18 protein-coding genes are annotated in these 12213 nt (G+C 36.5%); 5 read left to right on the top strand and 13 right to left on the bottom strand.

The annotated features are described in order from the left end of the window. Positions 1-29: 29 nt before the first annotated feature. The 12 genes from EDD61_RS08730 to EDD61_RS08675 form a co-directional block, all read right to left on the bottom strand. Positions 30-380 carry a helix-turn-helix domain-containing protein gene (locus tag EDD61_RS08730; protein WP_132225026.1) on the bottom strand — a complete coding sequence of 117 codons (351 nt, stop codon included), beginning with the start codon at positions 378-380 and terminating at the stop codon, positions 30-32. Next, complete coding sequence (locus EDD61_RS08725) at positions 349-705, bottom strand: helix-turn-helix domain-containing protein (protein ID WP_132225024.1); 357 nt, start codon at positions 703-705, stop codon at positions 349-351. The genes EDD61_RS08730 and EDD61_RS08725 overlap by 32 nt, the downstream gene beginning before the upstream one ends. A 241-nt stretch (positions 706-946) precedes the next feature. Next, a complete protein-coding gene (nth, locus tag EDD61_RS08720; protein ID WP_008978466.1) occupies positions 947-1594 on the bottom strand; it encodes an endonuclease III in 648 nt (215 codons plus the stop codon). Next, positions 1594-2127, bottom strand: a complete 534-nt coding sequence (locus EDD61_RS08715; RefSeq protein WP_008978467.1) for a DnaD domain-containing protein — start codon at positions 2125-2127, stop codon at positions 1594-1596. Before EDD61_RS08715 ends, nth begins: the two co-directional genes overlap by 1 nt. Positions 2128-2136: 9 nt before the next feature. Further along, entirely contained in the window at positions 2137-2592 is a 456-nt protein-coding gene (locus tag EDD61_RS08710) for a hypothetical protein (protein WP_008688232.1), read from the bottom strand. A gap of 141 nt (positions 2593-2733) precedes the next feature. Then, positions 2734-3411: a 5'-methylthioadenosine/adenosylhomocysteine nucleosidase gene (locus EDD61_RS08705; RefSeq protein WP_132225022.1), complete on the bottom strand. Its 678-nt coding sequence runs from the start codon at positions 3409-3411 to the stop codon at positions 2734-2736. 14 nt (positions 3412-3425) lie between these two features. Further along, on the bottom strand, positions 3426-4130 hold the full coding sequence (locus EDD61_RS08700) for a class I SAM-dependent DNA methyltransferase (protein ID WP_008978470.1): 705 nt from the start codon (positions 4128-4130) through the stop codon (positions 3426-3428). Continuing rightward, positions 4127-4465 carry a ribosome silencing factor gene (gene rsfS, locus EDD61_RS08695; RefSeq protein WP_008688226.1) on the bottom strand — a complete coding sequence of 113 codons (339 nt, stop codon included), beginning with the start codon at positions 4463-4465 and terminating at the stop codon, positions 4127-4129. Before rsfS ends, EDD61_RS08700 begins: the two co-directional genes overlap by 4 nt. Then, on the bottom strand, positions 4462-5487 hold the full coding sequence (gene nadD / locus EDD61_RS08690; protein WP_008978472.1) for a nicotinate (nicotinamide) nucleotide adenylyltransferase: 1026 nt from the start codon (positions 5485-5487) through the stop codon (positions 4462-4464). The genes rsfS and nadD overlap by 4 nt, the downstream gene beginning before the upstream one ends. 1 nt (position 5488) lies before the next feature. After that, entirely contained in the window at positions 5489-5773 is a 285-nt protein-coding gene (yhbY, locus tag EDD61_RS08685; protein ID WP_008688221.1) for a ribosome assembly RNA-binding protein YhbY, read from the bottom strand. After that, on the bottom strand, positions 5773-6852 hold the full coding sequence (gene yqeH / locus EDD61_RS08680) for a ribosome biogenesis GTPase YqeH (RefSeq protein WP_132225020.1): 1080 nt from the start codon (positions 6850-6852) through the stop codon (positions 5773-5775). Before yqeH ends, yhbY begins: the two co-directional genes overlap by 1 nt. Next, positions 6845-7369, bottom strand: coding sequence for a YqeG family HAD IIIA-type phosphatase (locus EDD61_RS08675; RefSeq protein WP_008688217.1), 525 nt, complete (start codon positions 7367-7369; stop codon positions 6845-6847). Before EDD61_RS08675 ends, yqeH begins: the two co-directional genes overlap by 8 nt. Before the next feature lie 269 nt (positions 7370-7638). Between EDD61_RS08675 and EDD61_RS08670 the strand changes: the two genes are divergently transcribed. From EDD61_RS08670 to EDD61_RS08660, 3 genes are all read left to right on the top strand, one after another. Beyond that, the gene (locus EDD61_RS08670; protein WP_132225019.1) at positions 7639-8280 is read left to right on the top strand and encodes a TetR/AcrR family transcriptional regulator; all 642 of its coding nucleotides are present in this window, start codon (positions 7639-7641) and stop codon (positions 8278-8280) included. A gap of 79 nt (positions 8281-8359) precedes the next feature. Then, positions 8360-9592: an MFS transporter gene (locus EDD61_RS08665; RefSeq protein WP_117547546.1), complete on the top strand. Its 1233-nt coding sequence runs from the start codon at positions 8360-8362 to the stop codon at positions 9590-9592. A 59-nt stretch (positions 9593-9651) separates the two neighbouring features. After that, positions 9652-10242 carry a uracil-DNA glycosylase family protein gene (locus EDD61_RS08660; RefSeq protein ID WP_132225018.1) on the top strand — a complete coding sequence of 197 codons (591 nt, stop codon included), beginning with the start codon at positions 9652-9654 and terminating at the stop codon, positions 10240-10242. A gap of 27 nt (positions 10243-10269) precedes the next feature. On the opposite strand, the gene EDD61_RS08655 is transcribed toward EDD61_RS08660, so the two are convergent. Next, positions 10270-10725 carry a low molecular weight protein-tyrosine-phosphatase gene (locus tag EDD61_RS08655; RefSeq protein ID WP_132225017.1) on the bottom strand — a complete coding sequence of 152 codons (456 nt, stop codon included), beginning with the start codon at positions 10723-10725 and terminating at the stop codon, positions 10270-10272. A gap of 777 nt (positions 10726-11502) precedes the next feature. Here EDD61_RS08655 and EDD61_RS08650 point away from each other — a divergent pair. Together EDD61_RS08650 and EDD61_RS08645 are read left to right on the top strand one after the other, a co-directional pair. After that, complete coding sequence (locus EDD61_RS08650) at positions 11503-11715, top strand: helix-turn-helix transcriptional regulator (RefSeq protein ID WP_026006723.1); 213 nt, start codon at positions 11503-11505, stop codon at positions 11713-11715. Beyond that, entirely contained in the window at positions 11705-12100 is a 396-nt protein-coding gene (locus EDD61_RS08645) for a hypothetical protein (RefSeq protein WP_117547544.1), read from the top strand. Before EDD61_RS08650 ends, EDD61_RS08645 begins: the two co-directional genes overlap by 11 nt. Positions 12101-12213 lie beyond the last annotated feature (113 nt).

The following is a 12213-nucleotide window of genomic DNA, read 5'->3' as shown; positions in this document are numbered from 1 at the left end:
ATGCTGGGTTTCATACAGTTCTTTGATTGCTAAGTATTTTCCTTCTTGTTTCCCTTTGGCGAATACCGCCTCCTTTCGATTTCCTTTACTTTTTTTAATAGGATATTTTCTCTTTCCTGTAATTCAAGACGATGCTTTAATAGACTGTTTTCGCGTTGCAGTTTTTCAATTTCACTTAATTCATCATCCTGCTTACGCTTTCCTCGTTTGTCCTGCAAGCCTATTTTGCCTTTTTCTTCATACTTTTTTACCCACTGATATACTTGGGCATAGGATACATTGAAATGCTCTGCAGCGAGTTTATATTCACTGTCATGCTCCAAACAATATGCTACGATTTCCTGTCTTTCATCTAATGTGGTTTTTCTTCCTTTGGTCATGATTATACTTGGAAATCCATCCAACTAAAATACTATCACTGCTTATTTCGTATTTTCTTATGATATCTTTATAAGAGCCATTCCCAGATAGGTAGTCATTGATAGCTTTCTCTTTTAGTTCCGTTGAATATGATTTATTTCTTCGTTTTGGTAAGAATCCCACTTCACCATATTCTTCATAAAGTGACACCCATCTATATAAAGCTTTTCCAGATTTGCACAAATTCAGATCATCACATATCTGGCTTTTTCCACGTTTACCACTCATGTAATCCTGCACAGCTTCAACTTTCTGTTCTATTGTGTATTTGCTTTTCCTTCCCATAAGAAAAGATCCCTCCTTTCATAAACAACCTTTTATTTATTTCCGTTGTCTACTTTAGAGGGATCATATCATTGAAGAATCTCTTTTATTATCGTCTATTATATATATACGCACATCAAAAGGCTTTCTTATTTGACAGAATTCTGATATCTATCCGTTTTTACTATGACCTTTTCTTTTGTCAACCACGCTTTACTATCGTCTTTCCTATAATAAGAAAAAGTATATTATAAAAAAACAGTCAGCTTTTTTTCTGACTGCGATATGCTTCCAACTTGTCTTTTTTGCAAAACGAGGCAAAGGGACATTGATCACACTGAGGATTTCTTGCAGTGCATTGGTATCGACCAAAGAAGATAAATAAATGATGTGCACGATTCCATCGCTCTCTTTTGATTTTACGTTTTAATTTTTGTTCTACTACTTCAACACTATCCCCTACTTTCGCCAACCCTAATCGCTTAGCGATGCGTTCTACATGTGTATCCACTGCAATTGCTGGAATATCAAAACAAACACTGCGTACTACATTTGCTGTTTTACGACCTACTCCGGCTAAAGAAGTCAACTCCTTCATGCTCTGTGGTACTTGTCCGTCAAAATGTTCTACCAAAGAAGCACTTAAAGCCTGAATAGAGCGTGCTTTATTGCGATATAATCCAATGCGGCGAATTTTAGCTTCGACTTCTTTACTATTTGCCGAAGCTAATGCTTCCGGAGTTGGAAATGCCTCAAATAAAGCAGGCGTTATCTTATTAACCGCAGCATCTGTAGTTTGCGCAGATAAAACTACGGCTACTAATAATTCAAAGGGATTTTGATGCACCAATTCACAATGTGCATTAGGAAAACGTAATTCTAATATATCTAAAATTTCATCTGTTGTCATTATCGTTTCCCCTCCTCATAATCTTCCGGACGCAATCCACGCTTTTTCCACTCTACCAAAATACGCTCGATATAGTCAAAACTCAGATGCTCATAAGTCAATGCTTCTCGTAAGGCATAACCAATTAATTTCTGCTCATATACATTTAACCAATCTGCCAGCCGTTGCAATTCCATTTGTGATAATGGTCGAGCAAACTCTGTTTCAAATAGATCAAATAAAGAAGCATCAAAATTCATCGTTTTTTCCTTAGCACCGGCAAAAACACCATCAATTTCAAATAAAATCTTCCCATTTTGAAATGTCAGCTGCACATATCCTTTTGCACTAAGCTGGGATAATAAATCATCAATTTCGCCACTATCCTTTTTCATCTTTTTTGCCAAAATACCGTGAGTGACCGGAATTTGGTGTTGATTTAAAAAATCAATTAACATGATCAATAAGGTCTCATCGCTAGTCATCGTTAATTCATCTAAATGATCTAGCATGTAATCACGGCGGTTGATAAACTTTTCTTTCCACCAATCCATAACTGTATGCTATTCTCCTTTCTTCAGATAATAGACTTCATCTAATGTATCATAATCCAATAATACTTCACCTTTATCAAAATTCACTACATAAACAGGATTTTTATACCCATAGCCAAGTGATACCTTACTAACCTTACCTTGATAGTTTTTTTCTATAAGAGCGTTTACAGCCGCCTTTTGATAACTTGTTTTCTTGCGACTGGCAATGGCTTTACCTTTTTCATTAAACCAGACATACATATCGCTATCTTCTCCTATGTAGACAACATAATGAAAGACATGGCGCTGTACATCCTCTATTCGCGCATAAGATTCTTTGATTTTGGCAATCTGATGATCTACCTTATCTTCAAATTTACGCGCAGGCCCGCTAATAAAAATAGCGATTTCGATAAAAATGACAATTAATGCCATAAACAGTAGTCCACATGTAACAGCTACTGATTTTCCATTTATTTTCATAGCGACCTCCTAACGTACCTCATTATACATGATTTTTTTGCATTTGTCTTTCTTTATACGCAAGAAATACCTTGGTTGAGCAGCACTTCTTAGCAAAGCGATGCCCCTTTCTATAAAAAAACATCCTTGATTGGATGTCTATTACATAAATTCCATGAATTCTTGACATAAGGTGGCACTGCGTTTTGCAGCATGTTCTACGTATGTTAAGAAATCCATTTGTGAATCTTCTTTATGTGCTACATCGCTTAAAGAGCGCAAGACAACAAAAGGTACGTGATAATGAGAACATACTTGGGCAATCGCTCCGGCTTCCATTTCTGCACAGATGGCATCCGGAAATAAAGTTTCTATACGTTCACGTTTTTCATCTTCAGCAATAAATTGATCTCCACTGGCCACTAAGCCACGAAACACACGTACTCCCATAGATGTTAACACCTGATCACATACATCGATTAATTTCGCATCAGCATCATAATACAACCCTAATCCATCATTTCCATCAATGATGCTAGTATCAAAATCGTGTTGTACGACGCGTGTCGACAAGACAGCATCCAACACCTGCTGTTCCTTTTTTAAGCCACCTGCCGTACCAATATTTATCACTGCCGTAATAACAAAATTTTCAAACAGAATCGTTGTCGCCATCGCGGCATTTCCCTTGCCAACGCCACTCTTCATTACCATGACATTTTTCCCTTTGATACTGCCTTTTACCATTGCAATACCGGATACCTTATATTCTTCCTTATTTGTCAATAAAGATGTTATGGCATCCATCTCTTTATCCATTGCTGCGATAATACCAATCATGTTATTTCCTCCCTTTATGATTTTTTTCTACAAATATAAAACAATTTTTCACCTTCTTGGATACCATCAAATGTAAAATCAGTAATAATTTTTACATCAAAATCAAGAGCTTCTAGCTGTTCTTTCACCCACATAGGATCATAAACACGCTGGATATGTTGTTCCAGACTTACCCTGCCAGCTTCATCATAAAAAGCAAAATTCTGATAGATACAGTCTTCGATTGTCTGAATCGTCCATTGATATTCATGATGATCAATTCTTCCAGCTTCATTATATTCTTCCGCAAACTCTAACAATCGATCCATTGAATGCATATCCATGATAAAGACGCCATCTTTCGTTAAATGCGATTTAACTTGAGTGAACAATTTTTGCACTTGTTCTTTTTTTAATAAATAATTAAAAGAATCGCATAAACATAAAATGCCATCATAACTTACATCAACCTGAAAATCACACATATCCATCACTTTCCAGTCTACTAGATCATGATCTTTTTTCTTTTTGGCTGCCTGCAGCATCTCTGCGCTGATATCCGTTCCAGTAACATGGTAACCATCCTTCGCAAGTGCTATCGTGATTTCTCCACTGCCGCAAGCGAGTTCTAGCACTTCCTTACCGTTTACATATTCTTCGATTAACGCTACCCATGCTTGCGTAGCTTCTTCATCTTTAACTAAAGCATCATAAAATTGTGCCAATGTTCCATACATCATAAGGAAAAGTCCTCACTAGGCAAATCCGCATATAATTTTTCTAACTGAAAGTGCGCTCTTTCTTCTGTTTGAAATACATGTACGACAATACTGTCTAAATCAACCAACACCCAACTGGAATCCTTATCGCCTTCCATGCTGCGTACAGTATAACCATGTTCCTTTACACGATCTGCCACATTATCTGCAATCGCATAAACCTGGCGTAAACTTGGAGCACTGCAAATTACCACATAATCAATGAACGGGTTTAATGTATGATATTCAAATATAACAGGGTGTTCTCCCTTTTTTTCATCTATGGCTTTTTGTACGACTTTTATTAATTCCTTCATGAAATTACTCCTTTTTTTCGCAAATATTCCTGCTGTTCCTGTTTTACTCTTGCCAATCCCAATGACAAGCTTTTTTCACACAATAACAGTTGTTCACTGGAATCATAGCCTCGTGCTGGATCCAGCTTATCTGCCACATATAAAATAATTGCATATGGCGAAGCGCCATCTCCTAAGACATGATGATAAATAGCAGAGATGATACGTTTATCCTCCATATATAAAAAGCGTTTTGCATAATCAGCACCAATATAGCCATGCCAAATCGCCCTATTTTCCTGCAAATGAGATGGCATATGATGAATCATCCAGATCTTTGCCTTTTCAAAAGGCATTTGTTTACAAATATCGTGTGCAATACCCATACACCATGCGACATGTTCGTCTAAGTGATGTGCATGTGCTAGTCTGACACAAACTTCAGCGACCGATACCGAATGCTGGAAACGCTTTTCCGACATACTTGCTTTCACCCAATTTATTACATATAGTCCATTGCTTCCGATATAACGCCTTACTGTCTTAGGTAAAGCCCATTTCTTTTCACCATTTCTAATTTCTGTACTAGAAACCGAAATCAGTTGCATTGGAACACGTTTCATCCCCGTCGGCAACTGACCGTCTTCATGACGTGAAAACACATAAAAGCATGCTTCTTGTTTCAATTGCGCACTATCTTTCCATTTATCAAATTGCGCTGCCTGATCATCACCAATCAAAAAAGAAAAAGTGTCATGAGGAAAACGTTTTTTTAGTTCCTTTATCGTACGTATCGTATAGGAAACACCATCTAGCTCTCCTTCTAATGTACAAAGCTTCATTTTACGATATGGAGCTATCGCCAACTTCACCATGGCACATCGATGATGGAAAGCTACTTGTTGTCCCTTTTTTAATGGCGCATCTTTACAAGGTAAAAACCAAACCTCATCAATTGGAAGTTTTGCTAAAGCGGTTTTCGCAATTCGCAAATGGCCCTCGTGTATCGGATCAAAACTTCCTCCCAGCAAAGCGATACGCATATTATAACCCCAGCTTATTCTCTTTGCTGCGTCGATAGAAAATAACAGTACGTCCTATCGTTTGTACAACTTCACTACGCGTTCCCCCGGCAATATCTAAAGCTGCCTCTTGTACGGAAAGAGGACATGTTTTTAATAATGAAACTTTTACCAACTCATGGGCTTCTAAAGAATCGGAAATTGTTTTAATCATATTGAGCGTCACTCCATCTTTTCCTATCTGAAATAACGCCTTTCTCGTTTGCGCAATTGAGCGCAGTGTTTTTTTATCTTTACTTGTTAACATTATATCATCGCCTTTCTAAATGTTACATTTGCATATTTACTAACATATACACGAATCGTTTTCACATCTCCACTTACACAAAACCAGCCTAAGCCATGAATCACTACATCAACTTTTTCACCTTTTGGATGCATTTCAAACATCTGCATCTCCTTTATGCTCTCATCAATGGCAGGCGCCAATAATTCACCGAGATGTTGTTGCCATAACTGATCAGCCTTTTCCTGTTTGCTGCGATGTAAAGGAAGATCAGGCGCAAAGTATGCTACACAGCTCACCTTGTGACCACCTAGCAAATCCAAGCGCACAAAACCTGCTAAGGATATAGTCTGGTCTTGATACAATTGATATCCTCTCGGTTTTAATGGTTTTAGTGGAATCATTGTCTTCAATAGCCTATCATCTACATGTGTCAATAAAGAATCCATTCTTGTTAATCCCGGAGTATCATATAAGGTATAGCCATCCATGTTGATTTCATTAAAATCCAAGGTTGTACCCGGATGACGAGAAGTCGTCAGATCCCCTTTCTCACATAAGGCATTTAACATTGTACTTTTTCCTGCATTTGCCATTCCCATCACCACAACATCACGTTCATTGCGATAATGTTCAATGGCATATGCAATCTCATCAATGGAATTATTTTCATCACGTCTTGGATGTTTCATCAAATCTCCGCAAATGACAATTCCCTTAACCTGAATAGAAAGTTCTTTTAAACGCTGTAACAAAAAATCGCCTAATTTTTGATCCGACATGGTTGCCGGCAGCAGATCTCTTTTAGTTGCCACCATTAAGATGTCTTTATGCAGCAGATGTCGATTTAACCCACTGACCATATTTGCCTCAAAATCAAACAGATCAACGACCCAAACAACAAGTGCATCCATCATCGCTATACGTGCCAGCACCTCATCCGAATCAATTCCTTGTTTCATAGAGATGACAACATCATCGTAATGACGAATACGAAAACACCTTTGACAATAGTCTGCCTCTGGTTTTGGTGTATAACCAAGTTTTGTTTTATCTTCACTTTGCATAACAACGCCACAGCCTTTACAAATCTTACTCATCATATTCTCCTTTCACCAGTTTTCCTGTTACTTTCAATAAGGAAAACACAATATTTTCAAACACGCGATTCACCTTAGTGAAAGAAAGATCACGTTCAACGACTTGTGCCGTCAAAATCGTATAAAACCGCATAACATTGGCACCTAAGATATCCGTCATCAGCTGATCACCTAAAACTGCCACCACATCTCGCTTCACATGAAAATCTTTTAACATTTTTCGGTAGGTTTTAGGCAACGGCTTCATAGCAAATGGATAAAAAGGAATATTTAATCCTTTCGCAAAGGTGGCAACACGTTCTTCTACATTATTGGATATAAAAACAATTTGAATACCTGCATCCTGAATGGATTTCAAAAAAGCGATTGCTTCATCATCCGGTACAGCTACATCATGAGGGACAAGTGTATTATCAATATCGCAAATCAAAAGCTGAATGCCTTGCTCTTTTAAAAACGCAGGTCGCAGTGCCGTATAACGATGGATATAATAATTCGGGGTAAACAGTTTCAGCATTCCATGCACTCCTTTGAATTCACAGTATATATCTTACCATATTTCCTTGTTGTCTGGGTAGAAAAAACATGTAAAAATCAATGCAAATGGCTTTTTTACCATATCATGAATGGTTATCTGCCGATTTCCAAATACAGTTATTCATGATGTGAAGAAAAAGGAGTTGCACTTTCATTACAATCTTTTATCCGTTTATTTTCTTTACTTTTTCAAAAAAGAGTGTTACACTCTATACATACCAAACGTATGTATGTTAGTGAGGTGTGGTTATGGCTAGAAATAAACATCCAGAACAAACCGTTCAAAAAATTCTGGATGTCAGTCTTAAATTATTTGGCGAAAAAGGCTATGAGAAAACAACCATTCAAGATATTGTAGATGCTTTAGGAATGTCAAAAGGTGCTATTTATCACCATTTCAAATCAAAGGATGATATCATTGAGGCATTGGGAAATCAATCCTATTCCTCCATTGACGGATTAAGAGCTTATGTATCTTCATTCAACGATATGAATGGACTGGAAAAACTACGTATGATTTTTAAGGCTCAGCTAAAGGATCCACGTAAACGTTCACTTGATCCTGTCATGATGGATGCCTATTCTAATCCAAAGTTTATGGTCATGAGTTTACAGGAAACATTATGTGAAGCTGCTGCTTTTGGTGCTACCTTAATTGAAGAAGGTATCAAAGATGGTAGTATTCAAGCACAAGATTCGCTATGTGCCAGTCAAGTGTATCTGTTGTTAATCAATTTCTGGTTAGTAACTCCTTTAGAACCTTATGATGAACAGCATATCAAGAATAAAGTTACGTATTTACGCAAATTGATGGAAGAAATGGGAATTCCTATTATCAATGATGAATTGGAACAAAATTTCTTAGAATATTTGAAAGCTGTACTCGCCTAATATTGCTGCCTAAAATGGCAGCTATCTTTTAACCAACATACATACCGTCGTTCGGTATTATAAAAAGGAGAACTCTTGTATGAAGAAACATTATGTATGGAACAAAAATTTCACTTTGCTTGTCATCGGCCAGATCATCTCATTATTCGGCAATGCCATGCTTCGCTTTTCCTTATCCCTTTATGTATTAGATACCACCGGTTCAGCAAGTGCATTTGCCACAATCTTAGCTATTTCCATGATTCCTACCATTCTCTTATCCCCCGTTGGCGGTGTTTTAGCAGATCGTATGAGTCGTCGTCACATCATGATCTTACTAGATTGCTTTACCGGTTTTTTACTGCTTGGTTTCACGTATTTAATCACACAAGCATCTTCCTTAGCCCTTGTTGCCATCACAATGATCGTATTATCAATTATTCAATCCTTCTATCAACCTGCTGTACAAGCCAGCATTCCCTTATTGGTTGATGAAGAAAAATTGATGCAAGCGAATGGGATTACCGTACAAGTAAATGCGTTAGCCACTTTGTTAGGCCCCATCTTAGGTGGTGTTTTATTCAGCCTGCTTCCCTTTGCTACTTTATTGATTATTTCTGCTGCTTGCTTCTTATTTTCTTCCCTATTGGAATGCATCATGCAGATTCCGTTTGTGCCTCAAAAACGAAAAGATACATTTCTAAAATCCACCTGGCAAGATCTGAAAGCAGGTATGCAATTCGTCTATTGTGATCGTCCAACATTATTTAAGTTATTGATGATCCTTGCCCTGTTAAATTTCATTTTATCATCTTTAATGAGTGTCGGTTTGCCGGTCATTTCAAATATCACACTAGCTTTAGATCCCGTTTACTTTGGCTGGTTACAGGCAGGTATCGGTATTGGCAGCATCATTGGCGCTATGTTACTACCTATCTTTCAAAAACGTTTTCAGCTGGCTCATTCGTATATCTTTCTCATGCTTGCTAGCTTATTTCTTTTCCCTATCGGTCTAGCCATAATGTTTTTAAACAGTGTTTATGTAAGTTATGCTATCGTATTCGCTGCCAGTATTTTATGTATGGCTTTTGCTGCTATTTTCAACATCTATGCACAAACCTATTTACAACACAACACACCAAACGAGATGCTAGGAAAAGTCAGTTCCTTTGTTACGATGATCGTTATGTGTACCTATCCGTTAGGACAAGCTGTCTATGGTGTCTTATTTGATGTATTGGATGCGCTGCCGTATCTGATTTTTATGGTCGCTGCCTTCATATCCATTGGCATCAGTTTACGCTGTCGCTCAATATTAAAAGTAATAGAATAGCTTTTCTTGTATGCCATGCTTCCTATGTTTTATAATAAATACTACTAAGAGGTGATACTATGAGCGATTTTGAAGAAATTAAAAAAGAGCTTTTACAATGTCGGCTTTGTGAAAACATCTTTCCACACGAGCCAAGACCGATTTTTCAAGGAAATCCTCACGCAAAAATTTTTCAGATTTCTCAGGCGCCTTCCATTCATGTACATGAAAGTGGCCTTCCTTTTAACGATGCCAGTGGAAAACGGTTGCGCCAAGAATGGTATCAAATAAGTGCTGCATGCTTTTATGATCCAAACAATTTCTACATTGCCTCTATGGGACATTGTTATCCCGGCAAAAAAGAGCGTGGAGGTGATTGTTTACCACCCAAACATTGTGCAGAGCACTGGTTACAAAAAGAAATGGCAATGGTGGATAACGAGCTTTATATCATCATTGGTGCACTTGCTGCCTCTTATATATTCCCCAAAATACCTTTTCATGATCTTGTCTTTAATACCCAAACCTTACACGATCGAAAAGCTTTCATCTTGCCACACCCTTCCCCTTTAAATAATCGCTGGCTCAAACAACATCCAAAATTTATTAGTGAACGCCTTCCACTTTTACGCAAAGTCTTACATGAAATTTTAGGTATTCCATTCCTTTAAAAAAATGACGTAGCAGTTACGTCATTTTCATTTTGGTCTTGTTTCCTCTAATAATCCCTGACAGCCTTCCAATACATCCACAAATGTTTCATCGAAATTACCTGTATACCAAGGATCCGCGATATTCCCTTTTCGCTTTGTATGATCCAATAATTTAGAAAGTTTATGATGATACTGTGCTGGCAGCATGCGTGTTAGATTACATATATTGGCATCATCCATACCAATGATGTAATCGTATTTTTCTGCATCTTGTAAGCAAATCTGTCGTGCATAATGTTCGACAATTGGAATATTTTGTTCCCTAAGTTTTCTTCTTGTTCCATGATGAATCGGATTGCCAATTTCTTCTGTGCTTGTTGCAGCAGAGGCAATACAATATGATCCTTGTAGATGGTTCTTTTTAACCAACCAGCACATGATGGATTCTGCCATCGTTGAGCGACAGATGTTCCCATGGCAAATAAAAAGTATTTTAATCATGTTCTTATATCTCCTTAAATCGTCATATTTCCTTGTATAAATTCTTATATTTTAGCAGGAAAAAGTTGTAAAATAAACTACCCTTATTTTATAACTCACTTATTATCCATTTCTATCATTTCTTTTGAATATCAACAAAGACCAAGTGATTGTATGCATTCAGTGTAACTCCTACATCAGAATGTTCCATAATCTTTTATAATGTCTTAGGGTTCATTCCTAACTTTGCCATATTAGAACAAAGGTATGTTGACAAACATGAGGTGTGATTTTAAGTGATTCCTGTTTATATATTTTATTATACTTCTAAGAACCGCTTTTGCGATTTATCATAGGCACAAGCCTTGTACCGCTTTCTATCTTTGTGCCCTCTATAGTATATTCTATATAACATTTACTTTGCAACTGTGATTTACATCAATAACACCTTTTTCTAAATCAATATCAGAAATCATCAAACCAACTATTCAGAAATATGAAGCCCCGTTTTAAATAGAATGTAAATTACTTCATAATACTTACCAAAATGCTTACCCTGTTTCGCAAATTTAAGAAGAGGATATGGAACTGTTTCAGAAGTATTAAGGAATAATCATTTTGATGATGAGGATAAGTAACCTTTTCCTCTTGCGAGAAGATACAGAATACAAAAATCCTAATAAAGAAGAAAGGAATAAAAAATATGGAAAGTTCACTTGACATTTTCTGTTCAAAAAAGCATTATAAGGCTTAGAAAAGGAAAGCAAACTTTCCATGTATTTCAGAAAGGAGTATGTTGTGAAAAATCGTTTAGAAGAATTACGAAAACTAAGAGGTATTAAACAAGAAGATTTAGCAACTGCTCTTGAGGTATCTCGTCAAACAGTAGGCTCTTTAGAAAATGGACGCTACAATCCATCTATTTTATTAGCCTTTAAAATTGCAAGATACTTTCAAATGAGTATTGAAGAAATTTTTATTTATGAGGAGGAAAGCAAAAGTGAAAAATAAACATAAACTGTGGTACATTGGTTATATTGTTTCAGCAATTTTAGTTCTTATCATTTTATTTACAGATTTTCCTAAAACAGCAGATATAGGGCTCCTAATTTTAATGAGTATAATCTTTAGCATTTCTCATACACAACTTATGCATAATAGAATGATGAAAAATGATATTGATTATAAAGTGAATGTGATGGACGAACGAAATATCTCAATTAAAGAGAAATCTGGAAATATCATGAATATGATTACTATGGTACTATTAGGTATAGTAACAGTTATATTTATTTCCTTTGATTATTTCATTCCAGCGATTATTACGGGAGTTATTATTGCCGTACAACCGATTATTCTTATTATAGTAAGTAATATGATTGAGAAAAAAATGTGAATGAAAAGTATATTGATTATAAATTCAAATTAATTCTTTGTGTGTCAGCTAATAACTTTTGCGTACTTGTTTGTTGCTCTTGTATTACTTACTTCATGTTGACGCATGGATTA

It is taken from the genome of Longicatena caecimuris (genome assembly GCF_004341945.1).
GTDB lineage: Bacteria > Bacillota_I > Bacilli_A > Erysipelotrichales > Erysipelotrichaceae > Longicatena > Longicatena caecimuris.
The sequence above is the reverse complement of the archived record's forward strand: the minus strand, read 5'-3'. Positions and strand labels throughout refer to the sequence as shown.

Coding starts and splice junctions, on each gene's coding strand:
- EDD61_RS08730 (WP_132225026.1), bottom strand. CDS start 380: ATGACCAAAGGAAGAAAAACCACATTAGATGAAAGACAGGAAATCGTA.
- EDD61_RS08725 (WP_132225024.1), bottom strand. CDS start 705: ATGGGAAGGAAAAGCAAATACACAATAGAACAGAAAGTTGAAGCTGTG.
- nth (WP_008978466.1), bottom strand. CDS start 1,594: ATGACAACAGATGAAATTTTAGATATATTAGAATTACGTTTTCCTAAT.
- EDD61_RS08715 (WP_008978467.1), bottom strand. CDS start 2,127: ATGGATTGGTGGAAAGAAAAGTTTATCAACCGCCGTGATTACATGCTA.
- EDD61_RS08710 (WP_008688232.1), bottom strand. CDS start 2,592: ATGAAAATAAATGGAAAATCAGTAGCTGTTACATGTGGACTACTGTTT.
- EDD61_RS08705 (WP_132225022.1), bottom strand. CDS start 3,411: ATGATTGGTATTATCGCAGCAATGGATAAAGAGATGGATGCCATAACA.
- EDD61_RS08700 (WP_008978470.1), bottom strand. CDS start 4,130: ATGATGTATGGAACATTGGCACAATTTTATGATGCTTTAGTTAAAGAT.
- rsfS (WP_008688226.1), bottom strand. CDS start 4,465: ATGAAGGAATTAATAAAAGTCGTACAAAAAGCCATAGATGAAAAAAAG.
- nadD (WP_008978472.1), bottom strand. CDS start 5,487: ATGCGTATCGCTTTGCTGGGAGGAAGTTTTGATCCGATACACGAGGGC.
- yhbY (WP_008688221.1), bottom strand. CDS start 5,773: ATGTTAACAAGTAAAGATAAAAAAACACTGCGCTCAATTGCGCAAACG.
- yqeH (WP_132225020.1), bottom strand. CDS start 6,852: ATGAGTAAGATTTGTAAAGGCTGTGGCGTTGTTATGCAAAGTGAAGAT.
- EDD61_RS08675 (WP_008688217.1), bottom strand. CDS start 7,369: ATGCTGAAACTGTTTACCCCGAATTATTATATCCATCGTTATACGGCA.
- EDD61_RS08670 (WP_132225019.1), top strand. CDS start 7,639: ATGGCTAGAAATAAACATCCAGAACAAACCGTTCAAAAAATTCTGGAT.
- EDD61_RS08665 (WP_117547546.1), top strand. CDS start 8,360: ATGAAGAAACATTATGTATGGAACAAAAATTTCACTTTGCTTGTCATC.
- EDD61_RS08660 (WP_132225018.1), top strand. CDS start 9,652: ATGAGCGATTTTGAAGAAATTAAAAAAGAGCTTTTACAATGTCGGCTT.
- EDD61_RS08655 (WP_132225017.1), bottom strand. CDS start 10,725: ATGATTAAAATACTTTTTATTTGCCATGGGAACATCTGTCGCTCAACG.